Below are 25992 nucleotides of genomic sequence, written 5' to 3'. Positions count from 1 at the left end.
GGCTGAAGTGGGGATGATTGGGATGATGCGACGCATAATGCGTATTTGGGCGGCGGTGATTTTGACGCTGAGCGGCGAGGCCGTCAGAGCGCAAGATATGGCGCCACCCGTGGATCAGGGTCTCTTGGTCGTTTATGGCGTACTTGCGCCAACCCGTGAAGGCGACATTGATCACCGCGAAACGATTTTGATTAGCGTTCCCAATAATTTGCGCGACCGAATTTATGTGCGGATATTTGATCCTGAGATGAGCGGTGAACATGATTTTCGCTATGGCCGCTATGGCAACACCGAGACAATCTATCGGGTGTTTGGCGGCGAAGGTGCGCGCACAGGCATCGAGATGCCGGTGTCGGTTGCAGATGGAGCGCGACCGCAAAAGATAAAACGCGCGGCGCTCATGGCACCCCGGTCCGGGGACGTGCTGCGGGAGGCAACGTTTGTCGCTGACCCGAAGACAGACGGGCAATGGGTGTCGCTTGGATCGATGCGGGCGCGGCAAGGTGAGGTCATTGGCGATCGCGCTTGGTTCCGCCTCGAAGTCATTGGCGCCGACGGCGACGACGGCAACGGGTTTAACGTAGATGTGAGCCTTGCCCGCGATGTGCATCGCCGACCAGTCGGGCTGGTCATGGAGGCCTATCAGCCAACCATTCGCTGGCCCGGCGGTGATGCCGGCACACGGGTCGAGTTGATGAACGCGGCGGTTGGGCCTTTAACGGTGCAGAATTTTGACGGCGCGGCGGGGGATCTGCGTTTGAACCGGATGTATTCCGACATGCGTTTGCGGGCGTCGGGCCAGAACCTCTGGAGCTCGGAAGAGGTGTCGCCCGGCGAGGATTTGCTTGCCATCACCTTGCGTGGCGGTTTTGAAACCCCCAATGATGTGACACTGTCGGTGTTTGATCAAACAGGCACTGCTTTGCCTATCCTGATGCCACCACGACAGGCCCCGGTGCCGGAACGCCCCGAAGCTTTGCCGCGCGCGCGGGAATTGGCGGACTGCAGGTCGGTGGCCTTTGATGGCAGCCATGACGGTGCAGATCCGTTGCTGGCCTATATGTGGGACTACGGCGATGGAGCAACCGGCGCGGAGCCGGTCAGCGCCTATGGTTACAACACCACCGGCAAGTATGACGCGCGGTTGCGCGTGCTGTTGCCCGGTACGCGCGCGGCGCGCGGGGCCGAGGCCACGGCACCCGTGCATATACGCAAAGCACCGGTTGCAATGGCAGGTCAGGACATCACGGTGGCACCGGGCGATGTGGTGGCTTTTGACGGGGGCGCCTCTGTGCCCAGTGACAGCCCGATCACCCGCTATGTTTGGACCTTCGGCGATGGCGCAGCGGTCGAAGGCGCGGCTACCGAACACGTCTACGGTCAGGCGGGGGCATATCGGTCGGTGTTGCGGGTTTCAGATGGCAGCAGTCATCCCTGTAACTTCGGTGTAGCAACGCGCTTGGTAACGGTGAACGCAGCACCCGTTGCCGAGGCGGGCACGGATCAAAGCACTATCGTGGGGCGCGCGGTGACGCTGGATGGCGCGGCCAGCTATGATGTGGACGGCACCATTGGCGCGCACGTCTGGGAGATGGGCGACGGGACAACGCTCGACGGATCGCGGGTGACGCATGTCTATACCGAGCCCGGGGTATACACTGTGGCGCTTGCCGTGACCGACGACAGCGGCGTTGCCAACGCAACGGCTATGGATCGTTTGACCATTCGGGTGAACGCACCACCGGTGCCGGTGATCGAAGGCCCGTCGGAACCGGTTGCTGTGGGCGAGGCCGTTTTGCTTGACGGCAGCGGGTCGCGTGACGCGGATGGTGTGATCCTGAGCCATCTGTGGGATTTCGGTGACGGTTCGATCGGCGAAGGTGAGATGGCCGAATACGCGTGGGCCAAACCCGGTGTTTATCGCGTGGTACTGGCAGTGACCGACAATTCCGGTACCACTTCGGCCACTCAACAAGTGGCCTACGAGGTGATCGTCAATACAAGGCCCGTGGCGGACGCTGGAGTGGATCAGTTTGTGACAACCTCTGATGTGCAGTTTGACGGTGGCGCCTCACGCGACATCGACGGGCAGATCGCGCAATACCTTTGGGACTTTGGCGATGGACGCACGGGACAGGGACCACGTCCTGTGCACAGCTTTGCACGGCCCGGCACTTATGATGTGGCTTTGACCGTGCAAGATGACAGCGGTGCGCCACAAAGCACCCATCGCGACACGATGAAAGTGGTGGTGAACGCCGCGCCGATTTCGGATGCGGGCCCTGCATTGACGGTGGCGCCGGGCGAAGAGTTTGTGCTGGATGCGGGGGCGTCACTTGATCCCGACGGTCGGGTGGTAGATTACGTCTGGTCGTTCACGGATGGCAGCTCCAAGACCGGCGTGCGTGCGGCGCACAGTTTTGATCAACCGGGACTGCATCGTGTGATGCTTGCCGTGACCGATGATTTTGTGGGCGGCGGCGCGGGTGACGAAAGCGAAGTGTTGATCACGGTCAACGATCAGCCTGTGGCAGTCGCCGGTCCCAATATTCGCGTTGCCCCGGATGAAAGCGTGTCTTTTGACGCCACCGGGTCGTTTGATCGCGACGGTCAACTGGCGGGATACAGTTGGGAATTTGACGATCTGCAATCCCCGCTTGAAGCCAGCGTAGTTGAACGCGCGTGGCCCTCGGCTGGCGTTTTTAACGCCCGCCTGATTGTACGCGACGACAGCGGCGTGGCCAATGCGACAGCCCAAGACAGTGTTGTCATTCAGGTCAACCATCGCCCCGAAGCCGAAGCAGGTCCTGTAATCGATACCGACCAAATGCTTGTGACGCTGGATGCGGGCGGCTCAAGCGACGCGGATGGGGACAACCTTGTCTATCAGTGGGACTTTGGCGATGGATCGCAGCAGATGTTTGGTCGTGAAGTGGCGCATGTGTTCCCAAGGGCGGGGCGCTTTCCTGTGACGTTGCGGGTGGACGACGGATCTGGTCTTAGCAATGCCAGCGACATTGACGCAACCACAGTGATCATCAACGCAGCACCTGTGGCACATGCCGGTGGCAACCGTGATGTGTGTTCAGGCGAGTCGATCCTGTTTGATGGTTCTCAAAGTGCGGACGCGGATGGCGATCTGCTGCAGTACAACTGGAACTTTGGCGATGGCACGGGGTCTGACATCATCAACCCGACCAAGACCTATGAAATGCCGGGCACATATCCGGTGACATTGTCGGTGGCGGATGAAAGCGGCTCAAGCCGTGGCAGCGATCGCGACCGGATTGCGGTCATCGTGCAAGAGGGGCCGATTGCCAACGCGGGGCCGGATATGCGGGTGTGCGTCAATCAAGAAGTGCGCATGGATGGCAGCGGCTCCACCGATGCGGATGGATCGGTGAATGGATTTGAGTGGACCTTTGGTGATGGCAGCCGCGCCAGTGGCGCGTCGCCGGTCAAAAGCTTTGAACGCGCAGGCACCTATTCCGTGACACTGACCATAACGGGCGACGCGGTTGGTCAATGCAGCCCGCTGGACACAGACACCGTGACGGTCGAGGTGCTGCCTGCGCGCAGCCAAACGATTGTGGCCGTCGAACGCGCGCCGGTCGGCGAGGCAGTGGCGTTTTTCGCCAAGCTGGGTGAGGCCGCAGGAACCGGCGATCCAGTGGCGTTTGACTGGCAGTTTTCCGACGGTGCAAACGCGTCAGGACAAAACGCCAACCATGTGTTTGATGCACCGGGTGAATATCTGGTGACATTGACCACCAAACTTGAGGGCGGCACGCAGGACTGCGGGCAATTGGTCAGCCGCCACAAGATTGTGGTTAACGCAGCGCCCCAGCCCGCGATTGATGGACCCGAAAGCGTCGCAGTGGGCGCTTTGGTGTCGTTTGACGCTGGCGGGTCGCTCGATCAGGACGGGGTGATCACGCGCTACCTGTGGGACTTTGGCGACGGCAGCACGTCGACTGGGGTTGCGGGACACCACCGCTATGAAAAGGCCGGCACCTATGCGTTGACCCTTGAGGTTATGGACGATGCGGGCGTGGCCAATTCGGTCGCGGTGGCGGCGCGGCAAGTCACGGTCAATCCGGTGCCGATTGCCGGGTTGGATACGCCGCCCGCGCTTTGTGCGAACACACCACGCAGCTGGCAAGTGACCGCTGCGGAGGGTGTCGCGGTCAACTGGGCGTTTGGCGACGGGCAGACCGACACCGGGGTCGCGGTGGAGCATGTCTTTGCCAAGCCGGGGCTTTATCCGGTGGCGGTGACCACAGATGACGGGCGCGGGTTGGCGAATTCGGTTTACCGCGAGGAGGTATACGCACGTGTTAATGCGGTGCCGGAGGCTGATGCGGGGCCGGATCGTGTCGTCTGTGCCGATGAAGACGTGGTTTTCAGCGCCGGTGGGTATGATGCGGATGGCAAGATCACCAACCACATCTGGACATTTTCGGACGGCGTGGAACTGCGCGGCGCCGAAGTCACACGCAGCTTTGGCGCCACAGGCCCGGTTGATGTGACCCTGAGCGTTGTCGATGACAGTGGCGCAACCTGCAACACGGGTCAGGACATGGCGCGGGTTCTGGTCAACAGTGCGCCAGTGGTGGACGCCGGGGCGAACCAATCCACGCCAGTGGGCGCCGCGCATGATGTGTTGCGGTTTGACGCCAGCGCTGCGCGTGATCCGGACGGGCAGGGGCTGCTGATCGATTGGGACTTTGGCGATGGCACCAGCCTGTCTGGAGCTGTGGCGCGGCACCGGTATGCCAGTGCGGGTGACTATACGGTCACGGTGACGGCACGAGACAGCAGCGGGCTTAGCTGTGGTGTCAGCACAGACACCGCGCTGATCAAAGCCACAGCGCGTGAAGGCAGCAATTGATGCGTTTCCCGCTACCGCTCAAGTTCTTCCTGTTTGCAGCACTTGTGGCCGTTGTGCCGCTGGCGTTGGTGGGGGAAAACCTTGTGCGCATCGCACGCGATGAACTCAAAAGCGCCGTGAACGAAGACCTGACAGGCGTCGCCGCACAGGTGCGCAGCGAGTTCGACAGTATGTATCAAGGGCGTTGGCTTGCGCCTTTGATGGTGATCCGTTCCGGCGTGGACAATCCGGATCTGGACGTGGCGCAAAAGGTCTCGCTGCTGACGCAGGGCATGGAGCAATTGGAAGGGGTCGTGGCGCTGCAGTTAAGCGTTGAAGGTTCTGATATTCCCATGGTGGTAAGCGATCAGACTTTTGGCGAAGCGCTTGCCGCAGAAGGGCTTGATCCGGTCACCACACTGGCTGCAAGCCCGGAACTGATCGCCAACATCAAAGGCACAGGCCAATTTGGCCGACCGCTGATCAGCCAAATCCGGGAAACCGGTGATTGGGTCGCGACGCTGGCTCTGCCAATGGAAAGCAAAATTGCGGGACGAGAATTAACTCTGGCAGCCCGTATCAATCTTGGCGCGTTGCGGCGCACGGTGTCGCGCCATCCGTTCAACCAGCGTGGCGAAATCACCATCGTGGATCACGCGGGCCGCACCGCGTTGGTAGATGATCCCGAAGTTATGAACCAACGCGCAATTGTCGCGTCTGCCATGCCACTGATTGTGGCGGGAGCACGGGCCGACGCGCTTCAGACCTACAGGCGGCCCGACGGCACGGACATGCTTGGGGCTTATGCCTTTCCCGAATGGTTTCCCTGGGCGGTTATAACCGAACTTAGTGAAGAAAGCGCCTATGCGGTGATCGCGGAAATGATGCGTCGCATCGTGATGGTCGGCGCGCTGGGCTTTGCGGCGGCGTCGGCAGCTGCGCTGATTTTCTCCAAAGGCCTGACCGGTCCAATCCTGAAAATCGGGCGCGTGGCGGACGCAATTGGCGAAGGGGATTACAGCGCGCGCGTGGATCGGGTCAAAAGCCGCGACGAAATTGGCGATCTGGCAGCGCGGGTGAACACCATGGCTGGCCAGCTTAGCGAACGTATGGAGTTGATGAAGTTTGTCAGCCACGAAACTGTGTCCGCCATTCAGGCCCGTGACGGCGCAGGCATCAAGCGCGGCGGGGAGCGGCGCGAGGTGACAATGCTGTTCTCCGATATTCGCGGTTATACCGCGTTTTCGGAGACTGTGACGCCGGAAGAAGTGATCGAGGTGCTGAACCGCTATTTCGAGATCCAGTCAGCCATTGTCGTGCGCCACGGCGGAGACATCGACAAATTTGTCGGCGATGAATTGATGGCGATGTTTGTGGGCGAGGACAAAGAAGACCGCGCCGTGCGCTGTGGTGTCGAAATCAAGGAAGCGCTGGCCGAGAGCTTTGGCGCCCAAACGGGGCGCGAATTGGCCGTGGGCATCGGCATTGCGTCCGGCGCGGTGGTGATTGGCGCAATGGGCGCAAGGGAACGGATGGATTATACCGTGCTGGGCTCCACCGTGAATCTCGCTGCACGCCTGTGTTCCAAAGCAGGCCCATGGGAGGTGCTTGTGGATCGTGCGACAACGGATTTGGTGGACGAAGGCGTCGCATTGGACGCGCGTCCGGCGGTTGACCTCAAAGGATACGCCGATCCGGTGCCAGTCTATCGCGCGTCATTCAGCGAAGAAGAAACACTTGCTGTCTAAGGTCAGGCGCGCCTTAGTCCAGCACCACTTCCTGACGCAACGCGCCGGTGATGCGGTCGTAAATCAGGATGCGGTCGTCATCCGTCACCAGTGCGTACCAGCCGTCACCGGTGGTCACAGCCTGCACCGCCACGCCGTCGGGCAAAGTGATCTCTTCCGGAAGGATTGGCCCGTCGTCACGGAAGCGCATGACAATCAGCGCGACCACGGTTACAAGCCCGACAATCATCACCGTCGTCAAGCCTGTGACCAGCAACCGCAAAAACCGCAGGTTGGCTGGCTCGATCGGGTCCGGAGCATCTGTCATGGCTGAAGCCTTTGTTACTTTCGTGATCGCGGAAAACCCGCCCAAGCGTCTTGATAAGGCGCTTTCGCTGAATGTGCCAGTGGAGGCGACTCTGTCGCGCACACGGCTGGCGAAATTGCTGGTTGAAGGTGCCGTCAAAGTGGACGGCATTGTGGTGCGCGATCCCAAAGCCAAGGTTGCGGGTGGCGAAGCCGTCGAGATCGCGGTGCCGCAGGCCGAAGAAAGCCACATCGGCCCTGAAGACATCCCTCTGGATGTGATTTGGGAAGACGATGATCTCATTGTGATCAACAAGCCCACAGGCATGGTGGTTCACCCCGCGCCCGGTACGCCAAATGGCACGTTGGTCAACGCGCTGCTGCATCACTGTGGTGACAGCTTGTCTGGTGTCGGAGGCATGAAGCGTCCCGGAATAGTTCATAGAATTGACAAGGAAACCAGTGGGTTGCTGGTCGTAGCCAAATCTGATGCCGCGCATCAGGGGTTGGCCGATCAATTCGCCGCCCACGCGGTCGAACGTTACTACCGCGCGGTCTGCTACGGGGTGCCTGATGCCAACGATCCGCGCTTACGCGGCGTGCGCGGGGTGAATTTTGAGCCCGGCAATATCATGAAAATCACCACCCATCTGGCCCGCCACAAGACCGACCGTCAGCGTCAGGCGGTGCTGTTTGAAGGCGGCCGACATGCGGTGACACGGGTGCGCATTGTTGAGCCGTTCGGCGCGCCAGCAGTGGCCGCATTGGTGGAGTGTTGGCTTGAAACCGGTCGCACGCATCAGATTCGCGTACATTTGACCCACGCCGGACACGGCTTGATTGGCGATCCGGTGTATGGCGGGCGACGCAAGCTGGCCGAAAAAGCCATCGGCGCGGCAGGGCTTGAAGCAGCAAAGACATTTTCGCGACAGGCGCTGCACGCCGCTGTGTTGGGATTTGTGCATCCGGTAACAGGAGAAGATCTGCGGTTTGAGGCAGAGATGCCTGAGGATATGACCACGCTTATCACGGCGCTGAGCGCAGGCGCGGGTTAAACCGTCTTTCGGGTGCGCAAGGATCAGGGCGCAGTTTTGGTGTCATCGGCAATAAACTGCACATGCGCGCAAAAGCACAGAAATGCCTGTGGTGCAGGTGCAGAAAAAATCTTAACCTTTTGAAGAGAAAATCCGCCCGTGCCATTGAAAGCCTGTTAGCGCTGACTAAATAGATGTTAACGATATAAACATTATGGCACTTGTTACTCGGAGGGAGGACACAGATGGCAAACTATGCAAACCTGCCGGCCCCAACACCAGAAGGCGGTCTGAACCGTTATCTGCAGGAAATCCGCAAATTTCCCCTTCTTGAGCCGGAAGAAGAATACATGCTCGCCAAACGCTGGGTGGAAGAGCAAGACGCTGAATCCGCTCACAAAATGGTGACATCTCACCTGCGTCTCGCAGCCAAGATCGCGATGGGTTATCGCGGCTATGGCTTGCCGCAAGCCGAAGTGATTTCTGAGGCCAACGTCGGCCTGATGCAGGCCGTCAAACGCTTTGACCCGGAAAAAGGCTTCCGTCTGGCGACCTACGCCATGTGGTGGATTCGCGCCAGCATTCAGGAATACGTCCTGCGGTCGTGGTCGATGGTGAAACTGGGCACGACATCTGCGCAAAAGAAGCTGTTTTTCAACCTGCGTAAGGCCAAAGCCCGTATTGGTGCGTTGGAAGAGGGCGATTTGCGCCCCGAAAACGTGGCCCGCATTGCCAATGACTTGGGCGTGACCGAAACCGAGGTGATTTCGATGAACCGACGCATGTCGGGCGGCGACGCGTCCCTGAATGCGCAGGTCGGCTCCGACGGCGAAGGCACCATGCAATGGCAGGACTGGCTTGAGGATGAAGACGCCGATCAGGCGGGAGATTATGAGGCCAAAAACGAGCTTAACGCGCGTCGCGAGCTATTGGCGGAAGCGATGGCAGTTCTGAATGATCGCGAAAAAGACATCCTGACTCAACGCCGTTTGGCGGAGAAAGTCGTCACGCTAGAAGACCTGAGCGGACAGTACGGCGTGAGCCGTGAGCGTATTCGCCAGATCGAGGTGCGTGCCTTTGAAAAGCTGCAAAAGCGTATGCGCGAATTGGCGGCGACCAAAGGAATGCTCGCAAATCATTAAGACACGCTCTTGGCGTATGTCAGGAAACAGTTTAGCCTCTTCCGTGCGAACGGGAGAGGCATTTTTATGAGCAGAATCAATGGCTGATCGGGGTGTGGTGCTGCATTTGCCAGAAAGCTGGCTGGCACCGAACAGCATGGATATGCTGCCATTTTACCGAAAGCTACAGGCGGGATTCGATGAAATCGGAGTGCCGTGGCGCGCCGAGGCGATTGACCGCGAGAACGCGTTGGCGCGGGTCGAGCGGGACGACTGGTTTCACATTTTTAACCACAGCCGGATACAGCATGAACGCGTCTTAAACGCAGGCGTGGCGTATGTGTATCCATACTGGAACATGGATCCTTTGGGCATTCGCGCCTTTTCATCCATTGCGGATACCAAATTCGTTTCGGGCAAAGTAGACGAAGACAAAGCACGCAAATTTTTTGGTCGGCTACGGCGGCGGTGGATGGACAAACGCAGCTCACGCTATCCGCAACCCGAAGAGTCGGTGACGATACCAGACGATTCCGTGGCGGTGTTTTTCCAAAGTGAAGATGACCGCAACGTGGAAGAAACCTTTTACATGGACCGCTGGACCATGTTGGAAACTGTGCTCAAGAGTTGGGACGGTTCCGTGGTCGTGAAACCCCACCCCAAAGACCGTGATCCAATGCTGGGAGAGCGCCTTGAAGCGATGCAAAAAGTCTATTCCGACCTGCACGTGGTGACAGGAAACATTCACGACATTCTGGCGCAATGCCAACGGGTTGTAACGATAAACTCGGCGGTGGGGATTGAGGCATACATGCACCGCAAACCGGTAATTTTGTGTGGTCAGGCAGATTTTCACCACCTCGCGGATGTGGCCCGCACACCGGAAAAGCTTCAAGTGTTACTTGAGCAGGAACCGCGCGGTCGGGTCTATGCCAAATACCTCTATTGGTATTTCGGGCTGCAATGTTTGGATGCAAGTCGCCGCGACAAGGTTATTGCGCGACAAGTTGTGCGCCGAATGGCAGCACAGGGATACGATATCAAAGCAAGCGCCAAGAAGCTGGCGGCGGAATAAGGATCTAACGACAATGGCAGTTATCAGATGGGGTATTCTTGGCGCCTCCAATTTTGCTTTGGACAAAATGGGACCAGCCATTCACGCCGCAAAAGATGCCAAGTTGGTGGCGCTGGCGACCTCCAATCCGGACAAAGCTGTACCCTTTGCGGCGTTTGCGCCAGATTTAAAGGTGCACGCCAGTTACGAGGCATTGCTGGCAGATCCGGACATCGACGCGGTCTACATTCCATTGCCCAACCACTTACACGTCGATTGGTCGATCAAAGCGCTGGACGCCGGCAAAGCGGTTCTGTGCGAAAAGCCGATCGGCATGGACGTCGCCGAGATTGACCGCTTGATCGCCGCGCGTGACGCGGCCGGGCTCTTGTGCGCCGAAGCCTTCATGATTGTGCACCACCCGCAGTGGCAGCGCGCCAAATCCCTGCTGGCAGAGGGCGCGGTTGGCAATCTGCGGCATGTGAACGCCGCGTTTTCATTCTTTAATGATGACGCGGGCAACATCCGCAATCAGGCGGCGGCAGGCGGCGGTGGATTGCGCGACATTGGTGTCTACGTGATGGGCAGCGTGCGCTATGCCACGGGGCAGGAGCCGACGCAGCTCGACTATGCCCGCGCCGAAATGGACAACGGTGTCGATCTGTTTGCCGACATGGGATTTTCCTTTCCGGACTTCACCTATCAGGCCTTCACCTCGATCCGGATGGCGCCCCGCCAAGAGGTGCATTTTCATGGCGATCAGGCGGTCATGAGCCTGACCTGTCCGTTTAATGCCGGCGTGTTTGATCAAGCAGAAATCCGCATCAGCCGCCCTGATATGAGCGTTTTGATCGAGCGGTTTCCACGGGTGAACCACTATGTAGAACAGGTCGAAGCCTTCGGGCACGCATTGCGCGATGGCGCGCCTTACGCGTGGACGCTTGAGGACGCACGCGGCACGCAGGCGATGATGGATCAGGTGTTTGCGGCGGTCTGAGCCACCGCAAAAACCGTTTTATTTCAAACGCTCCCGCAATACGCGCAGCATGTTTTCGCCCATGACCTTGCGGATTTGCGGCTCATTCAGGCCCTGAACCATTAGCGCCTGTGTGATCGCCGCCACTTCGGCGGTGTCAAAGGCCGTCGGCACGGACCCGTCAAAATCGGAACCCAGCGACACGTGGTCTTCGCCCACCACATCCACGGCCGCGCGGATGGTTTTGGCCACACCCAACGGGCTGTCGTCGCAGGTCACATCGGCCCAATAACCGATCCCAACCACGCCGCCGGTGGCCACGATATCGCGCATCAGGGCATCTTCAAAGTTGCGCTTTACCGGACAGTTGGAATGGATGCCTGTGTGGCTGACGATGAGCGGCATGTCGGTCAATGCCAGCACATCCAGCGCCACCTGAGGACTGCTGTGGGCTAGATCGAGCACCAGATTGCGCTCTTCAATGGCTGCAACAACCTGACGGCCAAAATCGGTCAGACCTTTGTTGCCGGTGCCATGCAACGAGCCGCCAAGTTCGTTGTCAAAGAAGTGCTGCAAGCCAATCACGCGATAGCCTGCGTCCTGCAGGCCTTGAAGGTTGGCAAAATCACCCTCCAGCGGGTGGGCGCCCTCAAGCCCCAGCATGCCGCCGGTGACTTTTTGCCCTGCAGCGCGATCCGCCAACAGCTGCTCCATTTCGGCACGCGTGGTGATCACACGCAATTGCCCGTCAGAGTCCGCCGCTGCCTTGTGCAATCGCGCGGCCTGAAACAAGGCGCGTTCGTAAAGCGAATCCCACGTGGCAACGGGCCAAAGCTGTCCAATGGCCAAAAGGGTGATGTTGTCCTGTGCGTCAGCGGAGTTTTCGTCATAGTTCTGACCCGCCGGCGATTTGGTCACGGCGGTAAAGACCTGCAAAGCCACATTTCCCTCAATCAGGCGCGGAAGGTCGACCTGACCGCGGCTTGCGCGTTTCAGAGGATTGCGTTTCCAAAGCAATGTATCTGCGTGCCAGTCTCCAACGATCAGCGTGTCATGCAAGGCCTGCGCCTCGGCGCTGACATCAAACGGATCGTGCGGAGCAACGGTGTTGCGTGATTTCTCGACATACCCCGGGGCAAAGACCAAAAAAGCCGCCACGGCCAGACCAACAAGCAACAACAGCCGCCCCAGCCATTTTCCAAATATGCGCATCACATGTCCCCGATTTTGTTTTTTGTGACGGTAATTGCTCCTGTAGGTTTGGCAAGCATAACGTAAGGCCCTAACGTGTGGCGGAGCGCAATTGATGTGACAGGGCAGGGGCAACGGCTTGAGTTTATTGATCATCTACCATTCGCGTACTGGCGGCAGCCGCCAGATGGCAGAGGCGGCACACGCTGCGGCAGCAGCCGAAGGGCGCGCGATCCTGCTGCCTGCCGCCAAGGCTAACCCCAAAGATTTGCTGGCGGCCGAGGGGTATATTTTCTGCGCACCGGAAAATCTCGCGGCGCTGTCGGGCGTGATGAAGGAGTTCTTTGATCGGTGTTATTATCCTGTGCTGGGGCAACTTAACGGTCGGCCTTATGCGCAGATGATCTGCGCCGGATCCGATGGCGAGAACGCCGCGCGGCAGCTTGCGCGGATCGCAACCGGCTGGCGCCTCAAGGACGTGCAACCGCCGCTGATTGTGAACACATCCGCGCAAACACCCGAAGCGATTTTGGCGGAGAAGGAGATCAAAGACACCGATTTGGCCCGATGCGCCGAAGTTGGCGCGGCGCTGGGGGCTGGGTTGGCGATGGGAGTGTTTTGAACGCAAAGAACCGAAGCCAAAGCTCCGGTTCTCTGTGTATTGGCGTCTTTGGTCGGTGCGCCGACAACAAATCACTCCATCGCTTCGAGTTCATCAATCATCGACGAGATCATCGACAGGCCCTTGTCCCAGAACTTCGGATCAGACGCGTCCAGACCAAATGGTGCCAACAATTCAGAGTGATGCTTCGATCCACCTGCCTTGAGCATGTCGAAGTATTTGTCCTCAAAACCCTCGCCGCCTTCGGCGTAAACCGCATAAAGCGCGTTCACCAAGCCGTCTCCGAATGCGTAGGCATAGACGTAGAACGGCGAGTGTACGAAGTGGGGGATATAGGCCCAGAAGGTTTCATAGCCTTCCATGTACTCAAACGCTTCGCCAAGGCTTTCGGCTTGCACCGACATCCACAACAGGTTGATGTCCTCTGGTGTCAGTTCACTTTCGCGACGGGCGGCGTGCAGTTTGCATTCAAAGTCATAAAACGCGATCTGGCGCACAACCGTGTTGATCATGTCCTCGACCTTGCCTGCCAGCAGGATCTTGCGCTGTTCTTGGGTTTCGGCCTTGTCCAGCATCGTGCGGAAGGTCAGCATTTCGCCAAACACAGACGCGGTCTCTGCCAATGTCAGCGGGGTAGAAGACAACATTTCGCCTTGCTCGGCGGCCAGCACCTGATGCACGCCGTGGCCTAATTCGTGCGCCAAGGTCATCACGTCGCGCGGTTTGCCAAGATAGTTCAGCATCACATAGGGGTGCACGTTGGTGACGGTGGGATGCGCAAACGCACCCGGCGCTTTGCCCGGTTTCACACCCGCATCAATCCAGCCTTTGGTAAAGAACGGCTCGGCAATTTCCCCCATGCGTGGGTCAAATGCGTTGTAGGCGTCCATCACGGTTTGTTGCGCTGTGGCCCAATCCACTGTTGACGGATCTTCCATCGGCAGGGGCGCGTTGCGGTCCCAGACCTGCATCACATCCAGACCCAGCCATTTGCGTTTCAGCTCATAATAGCGGTGGCTCAGCTTGGGATAAGCGGCAACCACAGCGTCGCGCAGCGCCTCAACCACTTCGGGTTCGACATCGTTTGACAGGTGACGACCGGCTTGGGCGGACGGCATATTGCGCCAGCGGTCGATAACCTCTTTTTCCTTGGCGGCGGTGTTGTGCACGCGTGAGAAAATCTTGATGTTCTCGCCAAACACCCGCGCCAACTCATGTGCCGCCGCTTCCCGCTTGCTGCGATCCGGGTCGGTCATAAAGTTCAGAGTGCCTTCGATGTTGAATTCTTCACCGTTCACATCAAACGTCAGACCCGCGATGGTTTCGTCAAACAGACGCTCCCACGCATCCCCAACGACACCCATGTCATGCAAGAATTTTTCCAACTCATCAGACAACTGGTGCGGCTTCATTGCACGAATGCGGCGGAAGACAGGCTCATAGCGCGCCAGCTCTTGGTTTTCTGCAAAATGCGCCGCGATGACGTCATCATCCAAACGGTTCAGTTCCAGCGTGAAAAACACCAGCGGTGTGGTGAATTCCGTCAGCTTTTCCTGCATGTTGGCCATGAACTGTGCGCGTTCCGCATCCGTGGTCAGCTGATAATACCGCAGACCCGCATAGGACATGATGCGGCCGGAGATTTGCGAGATTTTCTCATTGCGCAGAACGCTTTGCAAGAAGTCCGCGGCGCTCAATTCCCCCAGTTTGCCTTCGTAGTCTGCGGCGAATGCAGCGCATTCGCCTTCAAGCCATTCCAGATCGGTCGTCAGTTCGGGCGCATCGTCGCCGGTATAAAGATCGGACAGGTCCCATTCGGGTAGATCGCCGAAACCACCGGAACCGGCACTGGCATTGGCATCAAAAACGGGGAAGGGCAGGTTGAACATCGGGCATCCTTTGAAAGGCAATTTGTTTGCCAACAGATAGGCAGAGAGGGCAGGGACCTTCAAGAGGCGGTTGCGGATTGTCACCGGAGCGGTAGCATGTCGCCAAGCATAGGAGACGGAAAATGCGGTATCTGAGATTTGGCGATGTTGGGCACGAAAAACCTGGTGTGTTGGACGGCGATGGCCGCATTCGGGATCTCAGCGGGGTAATCGCGGATCTCTCCGGCGATGTACTGATGGATTTGCCAGCGGTATCTCCCGAAAGCCTGCCACTGGTAGAGGATCATCCGCGCATCGGCGCGCCGGTGGGGCATGTGGGCAAGTTGCTGTGCATTGGCCTGAATTATCGTGACCACGCCGAAGAGGCGGGTATGCCCATTCCCGATGAACCGATCCTGTTTATGAAAGCCACCAGCGCGATTGTCGGCCCTGACGATCCGGTGATCCTGCCGCGTGGCTCTGAAAAAGGCGATTGGGAGGTCGAGCTTGGCGTTGTGATCGGCAAACCTGCGAAATATGTTTCCGAGGAGGATGCGCTGTCCCACGTGGCCGGATACTGCGTGGCCAATGATGTGTCAGAGCGCGCTTATCAGCTTGAACGCGGTGGTCAGTGGACCAAAGGCAAAAGCTGCGACACCTTTGGGCCTTTGGGGCCCTGGCTGGTGACGCCGGATGAAATTGCAGACCCGCAAACGCTGGATCTGTATCTCGATGTCAATGGCGACCGGATGCAGACCGGCACCACCGCTTCGATGATATTTGGCGTGGCACAAGTGATCAGCTATCTCAGCCACATGATGACCTTGCATTCGGGCGATGTGATTGTGACAGGCACACCTCCGGGCGTCGGAATGGGGATGACGCCTCAGCGGTTCTTGCAAGCGGGCGATGTGATGGAATTGGGCATCAAGGGCCTTGGCAAACAGCGCCAAAGAGTGATGCAGGACGGCTGACACCTTCAATCCGGTCAATTTTCTCAGGGAAGACGCACAGGGAAATCTGTGCGTTTTCTTGGTGTTGGGCCAGCCGGATGGCACGGCATCCACAAAGCATCTTGATTGAAAATCCGACTCGGTCTAGTAATTGAACAGCTGTTCAATAATGGGAGATGCGGGCAGATGTTCATGCACTCGATGACTTTCGATCTTGGTGAAGATATCAATGCACTGCGCGACATGGTGCATCGCTTTGCGCAGGAGCGCATCAAGCCGATGGCTGCTGAGATCGATCAGAAAAACGAATTCCCCAACGAGCTTTGGAAAGAATTTGGCGACCTTGGCCTTTTGGGCGTGACTGTCCCCGAAGAATTCGGCGGCGCGGGCATGTCTTATCTGGCACATGTGATTGTCGGAGAAGAGATCGCCCGGGCGAGCGCGTCGGTGGCTCTGAGCTACGGGGCACACTCCAACCTGTGCGTCAATCAAATCAAGCTGAACGGCAATCAGGCCCAAAAAGAGAAATACCTTCCTCGCCTCATTTCCGGTGAGCACGTCGGTGCGCTGGCAATGTCTGAGCCTTCTGCCGGCTCTGACGTGGTGTCGATGAAGCTGCGGGCCGAAAAGAAAAACGATCGCTTTGTGCTGAACGGTAACAAATACTGGATCACCAACGGTCCCGATGCCGACACTTTGGTTGTCTATGCCAAGACCGATATGGATGCGGGCCCACGCGGCATCACAGCCTTTATCATCGAGAAAGACATGGCGGGTTTCTCGACGTCCCCGCATTTCGACAAACTTGGTATGCGCGGGTCCAATACAGCCGAGCTGGTCTTTGAAGATGTCGAAGTCCCGTTTGACAAAGTGCTGGGAGAAGAAGGGCAGGGCGTTGCTGTACTGATGTCCGGTCTGGACTATGAGCGTGTTGTTTTGTCTGGGCTTGGCACCGGTATCATGGCCGCCTGTCTGGATGAGGTGATGCCCTACATGGTCGAGCGCAAACAATTTGGCCAGCCGATCGGCAACTTCCAACTGATGCAGGCCAAGATTGCCGACATGTACACGGCGATGAACTCGGCACGGGCGTATGTCTATGAATGCGCACGGGCTTGCGATCAGGGGCGTATCACGCGTCAGGATGCGGCGGCGTGCTGTCTTTATGCATCTGAGGTTGCGATGACGCAGGCACACCAGGCCGTTCAGGCTTTTGGGGGCGCAGGCTATCTGAGCGACAATCCGGTCGGTCGGTTGTTCCGCGATGCCAAGCTGATGGAAATCGGCGCTGGCACTTCCGAAATTCGACGTATGCTCATCGGTCGTGAACTGATGACGGCGCAAAGCTGAACGTGAATTGGTTTTGAGGGTGGGGCGATGCGCTTCATGCGGCTAAGCTGCCCTCAAAATTGATTTGGAGAGTTTGATATGTGGATGATTTTGGCGTTTTCGGCAGGTGTGGCAACCGGTTCTTCGGGTTCGGAGGTCGTCGGGTTTGACCCCGTCATCACCGGACGCTGTTTGGCCGCGATGAGCGAGGATCAAAGCCCGCGCAGCTGTATTGGGGCAAGTGCGGAACACTGCATGGAAACCACCGAAGGCGGCTGGTCCACGCGCGGCATGAGCAAATGTCTTGATCAGGAACTGCAATACTGGGACGCGCGTCTGAACGCGGCCTATGGCAAAGTCCGCACAATGCGTAAGGCAACGGACAAGGAAATGTCTGACATCGGTTCATCTGCACCGTCACAGGCCGAGGCTCTGCTAGCGATGCAACGCGCCTGGATTGCCTATCGAGACGCCACTTGTGACTATGAACGCTCGCATTGGGGCGGCGGATCAGGCGGCGGTCCGGCAACGGTAAGCTGCCATATGTACATGACGGCCGAGCAGGCCCTTTTCCTCGAAGCCGATGCAATTGTGGAGTGATCTGATGCGTTTTTTAGCCCTTTTCACCGCCCTTCTTCTCGGTTCCGCCGCTTTCGCACAGGATGCGTTTACACCGGCTGCGACCGAAGCCTGTTTGGCCGGTCTGGACCGCAAAACCGACAAGCGCGTCTGTGTCGGTGCTTCGGCCCGTCAGTGCGGCGAGACCAACGACGAAGCCGCCTGCATGGCGTCCGAAATCGCGTATTGGGACATACGCCTTGATGTGGCCTATGCGCTGGTGCTGGATCGCGCCAAGGGCAAGGACGACGATGCCGTGCACCTAAATATTAAACCCCGCGATCAGACTGGTGCGCTTATGGCAGCCCAAGACAGCTGGCACCAATACCGCACCAACACCTGTGCCTTTGAGCAAACGCTGTGGGGCTCCGGTCTGGCCGACGCGCCAGAAGTGCGGGCCTGTCACCTCTATCTGACCGCGGAGCAGGTCTTTTACCTCGAAGCTGTGGCTTCGATTGAATGAGAAACGGAAAGTAACGATGAGCAAAGTCCAGTCCAAGGTCATCACGGGCACTGATGATTTCGCCGCCAACCGCGCAGCGCATCTGGAGATGCTCGGCACCGTGCGCGATGCCGCGCAGGCGGCGGCACAGGGCGGCGGCGAGAAATCTCGCGCCCGTCACCTCAGCCGTGGCAAAATGCTGCCGCGTGACCGTGTGGCTGGTCTGCTCGATCCGGGATCGCCCTTCCTTGAGGTCGGCGCCACGGCAGCGCATGGCATGTATGACGGGGCCGCGCCCTGTGCTGGCGCCGTGGCTGGTATCGGTCAGGTGCACGGCCAAGAGGTCATGGTGGTCTGCAATGACGCCACCGTGAAAGGCGGCACCTACTATCCGATGACGGTTAAAAAACACCTGCGCGCGCAGGAGATAGCCGAAGAAAACAACCTGCCGTGTGTTTATCTGGTTGATTCTGGCGGCGCCAACCTGCCGCAGCAGGACGAGGTTTTCCCGGACCGCGACCACTTTGGTCGCATCTTTTATAATCAAGCCAACATGTCCGCCAAAGGCATCCCGCAGATCGCTGTGGTCATGGGGTCCTGTACCGCCGGTGGCGCCTATGTTCCCGCAATGAGCGACGTGACCATCATCGTCAAAGAGCAGGGCACCATCTTCCTTGCTGGCCCGCCTCTGGTGAAGGCCGCGACAGGTGAGGTCGTAAGCGCCGAAGACCTTGGCGGTGGCGATGTGCACACACGTCTTTCCGGGGTGGCCGATTATCTGGCGGACGATGATGCCCATGCACTGGCCTTGGCGCGCGACGCCCTGCGCCACTTGAACCGAACCAAGCCCACAACGGTCGACTGGCAAACGCCGGAAGAGCCTGCTTACGACCCCGAGGAAATCCTTGGTGTGGTGCCGGGTGGCTTGCGCACACCTTACGACATCCGCGAGGTCATCGCGCGGGTTGTGGACGGCTCCCGCTTTGACGAATTCAAAAAACGCTTCGGCGAAACGCTGGTGTGTGGCTTTGCCCACGTCAAAGGCTGCCCCGTCGGCATAATCGCCAACAACGGCGTGCTTTATTCCGAAAGCGCCGCCAAAGGCGCGCACTTTGTGGAACTCTGCTCCCAACGCGGCATTCCTCTGGTGTTCCTGCAAAACATCACCGGCTTTATGGTGGGGCAGAAATACGAGGCCGAAGGCATCGCCCGCCATGGCGCCAAAATGGTGACGGCTGTGGCCACCACCAAAGTGCCCAAAATCACCATGTTGGTTGGCGGCTCCTTTGGTGCAGGCAACTACGGCATGGCCGGTCGCGCTTATTCCCCACGGTTCCTGTGGTCATGGCCGAACTCGCGCATTTCCGTGATGGGCGGCGAACAAGCCGCAGGCGTGCTGGCCACCGTGAAACGCGATTCCATCGAACGCCAAGGTGGCGAATGGTCGGCGGAAGAAGAAGCGGCCTTCAAACAGCCGACACTGGATATGTTTGAAGAGCAAAGCCACCCGCTCTACGCCTCCGCCCGCCTGTGGGATGACGGCATCGTCGACCCGCGCAAAACCCGCGACGTGCTGCACCTGAGCCTTACCGCCTCGCTGAACGCACCTATTGAAGAAACACGTTTCGGCGTGTTCCGGATGTAGGCCTGTGCGACATCGGGGAAAAGTCATTAGATTTTATCGAGGAGCGCGCAAACACCCAAAATGGGACATGGGCGCGCCACCTGTGGCCATTCGACCAAGGCATAGGTCATTTGGAGGAGCGGTCTTTCCCATTTTCCTCGTTCTGCCGTTTGTAATTCTAATAATCATTCCTATCAGTGGTGACGCGATAAATGGGATGGTTAAACCGAACGACGGGTGCAAAATTCTGTCTCTTATAGACGGCGACACAGCCAAATTAGTCTGTCCAGAAAAAGGTTGGATGACGGCCCGATTTTTGGGATTTGATGCGCCTGAATTTGGAAGTGCCGGATGTTTTAGCGAGCGGGTTAAGGCATTCGCTGCCACTTTTTATCTTCGCTGGGAACTGTGGACTGCTTCACGGATTTCGGCTGTACCATACGGGAAGGACCGTTATGGGCGATACCTGACGGAACTGAATTTGGACGGTGAGAACGCCGGGGAGATAATGGTCACGGCAGGTCTTGCGCGCGATTACAAAGGTGGCCAACGAATGAGTTGGTGTGACTAGGAGCACAGAATGTTTGAAAAAATCCTGATAGCCAACCGAGGCGAAATCGCTTGTCGTGTTATCGAGAGCGCCCGCGGCATGGGTGTGAAAACCGTCGCCGTCTACTCCGACGCTGATGCTACCGCCAAACACGTGGCGCTGGCCGATCAGGCCGTGCACATCGGCGGACCAGCGCCTGCCGACAGCTATCTCAAAGGTGATGTGATCATTGCTGCAGCACTGGAAACAGGCGCGCAAGGCATCCATCCGGGTTATGGCTTTTTGTCGGAAAACCCCGAGTTTGTTGAGGCGGTCGAGGCCGCAGGCCTGACCTTCATCGGCCCGTCAGCGGCTGCCATCCGCGCCATGGGCCTGAAAGACGCGGCCAAAGTGCTGATGGAGAAGGCCAACGTGCCGGTTGTGCCGGGCTACCACGGCACCAATCAGGACGGGGCGTTTTTGGCAGAGCGGGCCACGGAAATCGGCTATCCGGTGTTGATCAAAGCGGTCGCAGGCGGTGGTGGCAAAGGCATGCGTCTTGTTGAGAAAACTGCCGATTTTGCCGACGCGCTGGCCAGCGCCCAAGGTGAAGCGACCACCTCATTCGGCAACCCGGATGTGCTGATTGAAAAATACGTTACCAGTCCGCGCCACATCGAGGTGCAGGTTTTTGGTGACGGCACCAGCGCCGTGCATCTGTTTGAACGCGACTGCTCGCTACAGCGCCGCCACCAGAAGGTTATCGAAGAGGCCCCGGCGCCCGGCATGACCGAAGAGATGCGCAGCGCCATGGGCGTGGCTGCGGTGCGGGCCGCCGAGGCGATCAACTACAAAGGCGCCGGCACCATCGAATTCATCGTGGATGGCTCAAACGGTCTACGCGCTGACGGGTTTTGGTTCATGGAAATGAACACACGTCTGCAAGTGGAACACCCCGTCACTGAACTGATCACCGGCGTTGATCTGGTGGAATGGCAGCTGCGCGTCGCCGCAGGCGAACCCCTGCCAAAACAGCAGGACGAGCTGACCATCTCCGGCCACGCCTTTGAGGCGCGTATCTATGCCGAAGACGTGCCCAAAGGCTTCCTGCCCGCCACCGGTACGCTTTCGCATCTCGAATTCCCCACCGAGGCCCGCATCGACAGCGGTGTCCGCGCCGGGGACACGATCAGCCCGTGGTATGATCCCATGATTGCCAAGCTGATCGTGCATGGACCCACCCGCGATGTCGCACTCAAACAGCTTGAGCGTGCTCTGCGGTTCACCGACATCGGCGGCACCGTCACAAACGTGAGCTTTCTCGCGCTGTTGGCCGCGCAGCCTGACTTTGTCGCAGGCGATGTTGACACCGGCCTGATCGAGCGCCACATCGACACGCTGGCGGCGCAACCCGTGGCGTGCACCAAAGCGCGCTCTGTCGCTGCGCTGACCGCGATGGGCCTGATGGAGATGGTCAACGGCGCCCCCAAGCCCATTCTGGTGCTTTGGTCGCCAATGACCTATGTGATTGACCTGACCCACAACGATGAGGCCATCACCGCCCGCGTGACTGTGCATGACACCGCCGATTTCACCGTCGATCTGGGGCAAGCGCAGCATCATGTGACCTACAAAGGCGGCGCATGGTGGGTGGATGCAACCAAGGTGCTGGCCCGCACCGCACGTCATGGCGATGAGTTGACCGTTTTCTGGGGCAACGGCTATCGCTTTCACGTGGTTGACCCGCTCGTGCGCGAAGACGCCGAAGGGGCAGGGGGCAACGTGGTTGTCGCGCCGATGCCCGGATTGGTGAAGGCTGTGTTTGCCGAAGTCGGCCAGACCGTTAGCAAGGGCGACCGCCTTGCCATTCTGGAAGCCATGAAGATGGAGCACTCCCTTTTGGCACCGCGTGACGGTGTGGTGGCCGAAGTGCTGACCTCAGAGGCGGCACAGGTCGAGGACGGCGCTGCGCTGATCCGTCTGGAAGACGAGGAAGAGGACTGATGGCTGCGATCCTACACTCAATTGCAGGCAGCCGCTCCTTTCGAGTGAACTGGTTGCTGCACGAGCTGGGCGAGCCCGCCGAGATCGTGGCCTATGCGATCATGGACGGCTCGTTGCAACAGCCTGACTTCAAGTCCAAAAGCCCCGCCCGCCGGGTGCCTGCACTCGAAATCGACGGGCGGGTGATGTACGAAAGCGGCGCGATTGTTCAGTATCTGTGCGAGGCCCGAGGCGGGCATTCCCTTATGCCTGCCGTCGACAGCCAGGAACGGGCCGACTGGCTGCAATGGTTGCACTATGCCGAGACATTGGGCGCGGGTGTTCAGAACCTGAATATGCAGCATTTGTTTCTGTTTAAGGATTGGATGAAATCGCCGACCGTGATGGGGATTGAAACCAAACGACTGGCGATCGCTTTGAAGGCGATTGAAGCGGCCCTGACCGATGGGCGCGACTATCTGCTTGCCAGCGGGTTTTCCGCGGCGGATGTGATGATGGGTTTCACGCTGGACAGCGCCCGTCGTTATGTGCGCTTTGACAGCTACCCGCAGACCGCAGCCTATCTGGAGAGGCTGAAATCGCGAGAGGCCTATCAGGCGGCAGAAGCCGCCGAAGGCCCGCAACAATTTTACACCCAAGACTTCTACGACCTGCCGGAGGGCTGAGCATGGCTGACACCGTCGAAATCTTCGAGATGGGCCCGCGCGACGGGCTGCAAAACGAAAAACGCCAGATCCCAACGGCCGAGAAAATCGCGCTGGTGGATTGCCTGAGCCGCGCGGGTTTCAGACGCATCGAAGTGGCGAGCTTTGTCAGTCCCAAATGGGTGCCACAGATGGCCGACAGTGCCGATGTGCTGGCAGGTATCACGCGGGCAAGTGGCGTAAGGTATGCGGCCCTGACCCCGAATATGCGCGGCTTTGAGGGCGCGGTCGCCGCCAAGGCCGACGAAATTGCGATTTTCGGCTCTGCCTCGGAAGGGTTTTCCAAAGCCAACATCAACGCCACCATTGCCGAAAGCCTTGAGCGCTTTGCGCCTGTTGTTGTTGCGGCCAAGGCCGTCAACCTGCCGGTGCGCGGCTATGTGAGCTGCGTGACGGATTGTCCCTTTGACGGCCCCACGCCGCCGGAAAAGGTGGCGGAGGTCGCCAAGCATCTGCTTGACGCGGGTTGCTATGAGATCAGCCTGGGCGACACCATCGGGCAGGGGACGCCTGAAAGCATCGCTGCAATGTTGAAAGCGGTGCTTGAGGTGGTTCCAGCCGCGAAACTCGCAGGCCACTATCACGACACCGCTGGCCGCGCGCTGGCCAACATCGAGGCATCGTTGGATCTGGGGCTGCGCGTGTTTGATGCCGCTGTTGGAGGATTGGGCGGCTGTCCCTATGCGCCGGGCGCGAAAGGCAACGTTGCGACCGAGGCTGTCGACGCACGGCTCAAAGAGTTGGGCTACGACACCAAATTGAACACAGACGTTTTGATCCAAGCGGCCAATATGGCGCGGGCCATGCGCGAAGAAGGATAAGGCAATGTTTGAAACCCTGACCATCGACACAGACGCGCGCGGTGTGGCCACGCTGACGCTGAACCGTCCGGAGAAACACAACGCCATGTCCGGTGCGATGATTGCCGAACTGCGGCAGGCCGCCGAACGGCTGGGCGCTGATGATGCTGTGCGCGTGGTTGTCCTGACTGGCGCCGGCAAAAGCTTCTGCGCGGGCGGTGATCTTGGCTGGATGCAGGCGCAGATGGCCGCAGACAGCGCAACCCGCTTTGTCGAGGCCCGCAAGCTGGCGGAGGCGCTTCAGGCGCTCAACACCATGCCCAAGCCGCTGATCGGCAAGCTGCAGGGCAACGCCTTTGGCGGCGGCGTCGGTATGGCGTCGGTCTGCGATGTGGCCATAGGTGTGGACACCCTCACCATGGGCCTCACGGAAACCAAACTTGGCCTGATCCCTGCCACCATCGGCCCTTATGTGCTGTCTCGCATGGGCGAAGCTATGGCGCGCCGCGTGTTCATGTCCGCCCGTCTGTTCAAAGCAGCCGAGGCCGTGACGCTTGGTCTGCTCGCCAAGGCGGTGCCTGCGGAAGGTCTCGATGCCGCTGTCGAGGCCGAAGTAACGCCTTACCTTGCTTGCGCCCCGCAGGCCGTTGCCCGCGCCAAGGCTTTGACCCGCAAGCTGGGACCTGTGATCGACGATGCGTCGATCGATCACACTATCAACGAATTGGTGGCTTGCTGGGAAGGACAGGAGGCCAAGGATGGCATCAACGCCTTCTTTGCCAAAGAAAAAGCTCCCTGGATCAACGGCTGACGGTAATTTACACCGATATTGAGCGCGCAGCTTGCCGCCGCTTAAGACCACAACCGACGTTTCGGCCTTAAACGAGTCACATATCCGCGTTCGTCTGCCAAAGTGGCGAAATCGACCACAGAATGGCAGGCGCGCAATGGTCTGCCCGGCTGCTGGATATCGTGAAGAATGCAAAAGGCGCGCTTGGCGCTTGCTGTATATCTGTCTGACAAAATGAGCGCGGCATAGGCGGCGCTCCTATTTTCCGATGAAAACAATCGGAATAAAGTAACTTGGGAATCAAAGTGCTCGTTAGGTTAACTTCAAGAGGCGATCTATAAAAAACTTGTCAGGCCTAATGCCGCAGGTCTTAGTAGACTTTGCCTAAAACCCTTAAAAATATGCGTAAATGCGCATTTTGGACAAGTCGCGAGCTGTGCCGTTCTTATTGACCCCGTCAAGGGCCAAGGGTAAACCCCACAGAGACTTACTACAGCCAGCTGACTGCACCGGACTGCGGGTGCATGAAAGGAGCTACCATTGGAAGAGATGCTCAGGGAATATTTTCCCATTATCATCTTCTTGGCCGTCGCAATCGCACTTGGCCTTGTTTTCATTCTCGCCGCTGTTGTTTTGGCCGTTCGCAATCCTGATCCTGAAAAGGTGAGTGCGTACGAGTGCGGTTTCAATGCCTTTGACGACGCGCGGATGAAATTTGACGTTAGGTTTTACCTCGTCTCCATCCTGTTCATCATTTTCGACCTCGAAATCGCCTTCCTTTTCCCTTGGGCCGTGGCCTTCAAGGATGTGTCGATGGTCGGGTTCTGGTCTATGATGGTGTTCCTCGGTGTTCTGACCATCGGCTTTGCTTATGAATGGAAAAAGGGAGCTCTGGAATGGGAGTGATGACAGGCGCGAACACCGCAGGTGTTGATCGTGAAGTGGTCACTCAGGCCATCAATACAGAGCTTCAGGACAAGGGGTTTCTGCTGACCAACGCAGAAGATCTGATCAACTGGGGCCGCACCGGCTCGTTGCACTGGATGACCTTTGGCCTCGCTTGCTGCGCGGTAGAGATGATGCACACCTCCATGCCACGCTATGATGCGGAACGTTTCGGCATCGCGCCGCGCGCCTCCCCGCGTCAATCGGATGTGATGATCGTGGCCGGCACACTGACCAACAAAATGGCGCCAGCGTTGCGCAAGGTTTACGACCAGATGCCCGAGCCGCGTTACGTGATCTCAATGGGGTCCTGCGCCAACGGCGGCGGTTACTACCACTACAGCTATTCTGTGGTGCGCGGCTGTGACCGCATCGTGCCGGTCGACATCTACGTGCCGGGCTGCCCGCCAACCGCTGAAGCGTTGCTTTACGGTCTGCTGCAGCTGCAACGCAAAATCCGCCGCACCGGCACCATCGAACGTTGA

22 protein-coding genes are annotated in these 25992 nt (G+C 58.6%); 19 read left to right on the top strand and 3 right to left on the bottom strand.

The window, feature by feature from the left end:
• Positions 1–22 precede the first annotated feature (22 nt).
• Together SHIM_RS06700 and SHIM_RS06695 are read left to right on the top strand one after the other, a co-directional pair.
• Positions 23–4891 carry a PKD domain-containing protein gene (locus SHIM_RS06700; protein WP_193749869.1) on the top strand — a complete coding sequence of 1623 codons (4869 nt, stop codon included), beginning with the start codon at positions 23–25 and terminating at the stop codon, positions 4889–4891.
• Positions 4891–6618 (top strand): adenylate/guanylate cyclase domain-containing protein, encoded by a 1728-nt coding sequence (locus SHIM_RS06695; RefSeq protein WP_054001784.1) that lies wholly within the window; start codon positions 4891–4893, stop codon positions 6616–6618. Before SHIM_RS06700 ends, SHIM_RS06695 begins: the two co-directional genes overlap by 1 nt.
• 13 nt (positions 6619–6631) lie before the next feature.
• On the opposite strand, the gene SHIM_RS06690 is transcribed toward SHIM_RS06695, so the two are convergent.
• The gene (locus SHIM_RS06690; protein WP_054001783.1) at positions 6632–6925 is read right to left on the bottom strand and encodes a DUF6476 family protein; all 294 of its coding nucleotides are present in this window, start codon (positions 6923–6925) and stop codon (positions 6632–6634) included.
• Here SHIM_RS06690 and SHIM_RS06685 point away from each other — a divergent pair.
• The 4 genes from SHIM_RS06685 (at position 6924) to SHIM_RS06670 (ending at position 11109) form a co-directional block, all read left to right on the top strand.
• Complete coding sequence (locus tag SHIM_RS06685; RefSeq protein WP_054001782.1) at positions 6924–7958, top strand: RluA family pseudouridine synthase; 1035 nt, start codon at positions 6924–6926, stop codon at positions 7956–7958. The two genes, SHIM_RS06690 and SHIM_RS06685, sit on opposite strands and share 2 nt — an antisense overlap.
• A 224-nt stretch (positions 7959–8182) precedes the next feature.
• Positions 8183–9079: an RNA polymerase sigma factor RpoH gene (gene rpoH / locus SHIM_RS06680; RefSeq protein ID WP_054001781.1), complete on the top strand. Its 897-nt coding sequence runs from the start codon at positions 8183–8185 to the stop codon at positions 9077–9079.
• 79 nt (positions 9080–9158) lie between these two features.
• On the top strand, positions 9159–10133 hold the full coding sequence (locus SHIM_RS06675; RefSeq protein ID WP_054001780.1) for a capsular polysaccharide export protein, LipB/KpsS family: 975 nt from the start codon (positions 9159–9161) through the stop codon (positions 10131–10133).
• 13 nt (positions 10134–10146) lie between these two features.
• Positions 10147–11109 (top strand): Gfo/Idh/MocA family protein, encoded by a 963-nt coding sequence (locus SHIM_RS06670; RefSeq protein WP_054001779.1) that lies wholly within the window; start codon positions 10147–10149, stop codon positions 11107–11109.
• Positions 11110–11127: 18 nt separating this feature from the next.
• On the opposite strand, the gene SHIM_RS06665 is transcribed toward SHIM_RS06670, so the two are convergent.
• Entirely contained in the window at positions 11128–12300 is a 1173-nt protein-coding gene (locus tag SHIM_RS06665; protein ID WP_054001778.1) for a dipeptidase, read from the bottom strand.
• Positions 12301–12466: 166 nt separating this feature from the next.
• Between SHIM_RS06665 and SHIM_RS06660 the strand changes: the two genes are divergently transcribed.
• The gene (locus tag SHIM_RS06660) at positions 12467–12901 is read left to right on the top strand and encodes a flavodoxin family protein (RefSeq protein WP_054001777.1); all 435 of its coding nucleotides are present in this window, start codon (positions 12467–12469) and stop codon (positions 12899–12901) included.
• 71 nt (positions 12902–12972) lie between these two features.
• On the opposite strand, the gene SHIM_RS06655 is transcribed toward SHIM_RS06660, so the two are convergent.
• The gene (locus SHIM_RS06655; RefSeq protein WP_054002024.1) at positions 12973–14790 is read right to left on the bottom strand and encodes a M3 family oligoendopeptidase; all 1818 of its coding nucleotides are present in this window, start codon (positions 14788–14790) and stop codon (positions 12973–12975) included.
• A gap of 122 nt (positions 14791–14912) precedes the next feature.
• Between SHIM_RS06655 and SHIM_RS06650 the strand changes: the two genes are divergently transcribed.
• The 12 genes from SHIM_RS06650 to SHIM_RS06595 all read left to right on the top strand — a co-directional run bounded on the left by SHIM_RS06650 (position 14913) and on the right by SHIM_RS06595 (position 25992).
• Positions 14913–15743 carry a fumarylacetoacetate hydrolase family protein gene (locus SHIM_RS06650; protein ID WP_054001776.1) on the top strand — a complete coding sequence of 277 codons (831 nt, stop codon included), beginning with the start codon at positions 14913–14915 and terminating at the stop codon, positions 15741–15743.
• A 165-nt stretch (positions 15744–15908) separates the two neighbouring features.
• A complete protein-coding gene (locus SHIM_RS06645; protein WP_054001775.1) occupies positions 15909–17072 on the top strand; it encodes an isovaleryl-CoA dehydrogenase in 1164 nt (387 codons plus the stop codon).
• A 78-nt stretch (positions 17073–17150) separates the two neighbouring features.
• Entirely contained in the window at positions 17151–17651 is a 501-nt protein-coding gene (locus SHIM_RS06640; RefSeq protein WP_054001774.1) for a lysozyme inhibitor LprI family protein, read from the top strand.
• 4 nt (positions 17652–17655) lie between these two features.
• On the top strand, positions 17656–18132 hold the full coding sequence (locus SHIM_RS06635; RefSeq protein WP_193749868.1) for a lysozyme inhibitor LprI family protein: 477 nt from the start codon (positions 17656–17658) through the stop codon (positions 18130–18132).
• A 16-nt stretch (positions 18133–18148) separates the two neighbouring features.
• A complete protein-coding gene (locus SHIM_RS06630) occupies positions 18149–19756 on the top strand; it encodes a carboxyl transferase domain-containing protein (RefSeq protein WP_054001772.1) in 1608 nt (535 codons plus the stop codon).
• Between the two features lie 67 nt (positions 19757–19823).
• A complete protein-coding gene (locus tag SHIM_RS20705; protein WP_054001771.1) occupies positions 19824–20306 on the top strand; it encodes a thermonuclease family protein in 483 nt (160 codons plus the stop codon).
• A gap of 9 nt (positions 20307–20315) precedes the next feature.
• Complete coding sequence (locus SHIM_RS06620; RefSeq protein ID WP_054001770.1) at positions 20316–22268, top strand: acetyl/propionyl/methylcrotonyl-CoA carboxylase subunit alpha; 1953 nt, start codon at positions 20316–20318, stop codon at positions 22266–22268.
• Positions 22268–22933, top strand: a complete 666-nt coding sequence (locus SHIM_RS06615) for a glutathione S-transferase family protein (protein ID WP_054001769.1) — start codon at positions 22268–22270, stop codon at positions 22931–22933. The genes SHIM_RS06620 and SHIM_RS06615 overlap by 1 nt, the downstream gene beginning before the upstream one ends.
• 2 nt (positions 22934–22935) lie before the next feature.
• A complete protein-coding gene (locus SHIM_RS06610; protein WP_054001768.1) occupies positions 22936–23793 on the top strand; it encodes a hydroxymethylglutaryl-CoA lyase in 858 nt (285 codons plus the stop codon).
• A gap of 4 nt (positions 23794–23797) precedes the next feature.
• Positions 23798–24583, top strand: a complete 786-nt coding sequence (locus SHIM_RS06605) for a crotonase/enoyl-CoA hydratase family protein (protein ID WP_054001767.1) — start codon at positions 23798–23800, stop codon at positions 24581–24583.
• A gap of 519 nt (positions 24584–25102) precedes the next feature.
• Complete coding sequence (locus tag SHIM_RS06600) at positions 25103–25468, top strand: NADH-quinone oxidoreductase subunit A (protein WP_054001766.1); 366 nt, start codon at positions 25103–25105, stop codon at positions 25466–25468.
• Positions 25459–25992, top strand: coding sequence for a NuoB/complex I 20 kDa subunit family protein (locus SHIM_RS06595; RefSeq protein ID WP_170846646.1), 534 nt, complete (start codon positions 25459–25461; stop codon positions 25990–25992). Before SHIM_RS06600 ends, SHIM_RS06595 begins: the two co-directional genes overlap by 10 nt.

Origin of the sequence: Shimia sp. SK013, assembly GCF_001292625.1 — a bacterium.
GTDB lineage: Bacteria > Pseudomonadota > Alphaproteobacteria > Rhodobacterales > Rhodobacteraceae > Shimia.
Note: the sequence above shows the minus strand (reverse complement) of the source record. Positions and strands in the feature narration are given on the sequence as shown.

Coding starts and splice junctions, on each gene's coding strand:
- SHIM_RS06660 (WP_054001777.1), top strand. CDS start 12,467: ATGGCAGAGGCGGCACACGCTGCGGCAGCAGCCGAAGGGCGCGCGATC.
- SHIM_RS06685 (WP_054001782.1), top strand. CDS start 6,924: ATGGCTGAAGCCTTTGTTACTTTCGTGATCGCGGAAAACCCGCCCAAG.
- SHIM_RS06670 (WP_054001779.1), top strand. CDS start 10,147: ATGGCAGTTATCAGATGGGGTATTCTTGGCGCCTCCAATTTTGCTTTG.
- SHIM_RS06650 (WP_054001776.1), top strand. CDS start 14,913: ATGCGGTATCTGAGATTTGGCGATGTTGGGCACGAAAAACCTGGTGTG.
- SHIM_RS06615 (WP_054001769.1), top strand. CDS start 22,268: ATGGCTGCGATCCTACACTCAATTGCAGGCAGCCGCTCCTTTCGAGTG.
- SHIM_RS06595 (WP_170846646.1), top strand. CDS start 25,459: ATGGGAGTGATGACAGGCGCGAACACCGCAGGTGTTGATCGTGAAGTG.
- SHIM_RS06695 (WP_054001784.1), top strand. CDS start 4,891: ATGCGTTTCCCGCTACCGCTCAAGTTCTTCCTGTTTGCAGCACTTGTG.
- SHIM_RS06690 (WP_054001783.1), bottom strand. CDS start 6,925: ATGACAGATGCTCCGGACCCGATCGAGCCAGCCAACCTGCGGTTTTTG.
- SHIM_RS06655 (WP_054002024.1), bottom strand. CDS start 14,790: ATGTTCAACCTGCCCTTCCCCGTTTTTGATGCCAATGCCAGTGCCGGT.
- SHIM_RS06605 (WP_054001767.1), top strand. CDS start 23,798: ATGTTTGAAACCCTGACCATCGACACAGACGCGCGCGGTGTGGCCACG.
- SHIM_RS20705 (WP_054001771.1), top strand. CDS start 19,824: ATGGGCGCGCCACCTGTGGCCATTCGACCAAGGCATAGGTCATTTGGA.
- SHIM_RS06665 (WP_054001778.1), bottom strand. CDS start 12,300: ATGCGCATATTTGGAAAATGGCTGGGGCGGCTGTTGTTGCTTGTTGGT.
- SHIM_RS06610 (WP_054001768.1), top strand. CDS start 22,936: ATGGCTGACACCGTCGAAATCTTCGAGATGGGCCCGCGCGACGGGCTG.
- SHIM_RS06675 (WP_054001780.1), top strand. CDS start 9,159: ATGGCTGATCGGGGTGTGGTGCTGCATTTGCCAGAAAGCTGGCTGGCA.
- SHIM_RS06700 (WP_193749869.1), top strand. CDS start 23: ATGATGCGACGCATAATGCGTATTTGGGCGGCGGTGATTTTGACGCTG.
- SHIM_RS06640 (WP_054001774.1), top strand. CDS start 17,151: ATGTGGATGATTTTGGCGTTTTCGGCAGGTGTGGCAACCGGTTCTTCG.
- rpoH (WP_054001781.1), top strand. CDS start 8,183: ATGGCAAACTATGCAAACCTGCCGGCCCCAACACCAGAAGGCGGTCTG.
- SHIM_RS06620 (WP_054001770.1), top strand. CDS start 20,316: ATGTTTGAAAAAATCCTGATAGCCAACCGAGGCGAAATCGCTTGTCGT.
- SHIM_RS06635 (WP_193749868.1), top strand. CDS start 17,656: ATGCGTTTTTTAGCCCTTTTCACCGCCCTTCTTCTCGGTTCCGCCGCT.
- SHIM_RS06645 (WP_054001775.1), top strand. CDS start 15,909: ATGTTCATGCACTCGATGACTTTCGATCTTGGTGAAGATATCAATGCA.
- SHIM_RS06630 (WP_054001772.1), top strand. CDS start 18,149: ATGAGCAAAGTCCAGTCCAAGGTCATCACGGGCACTGATGATTTCGCC.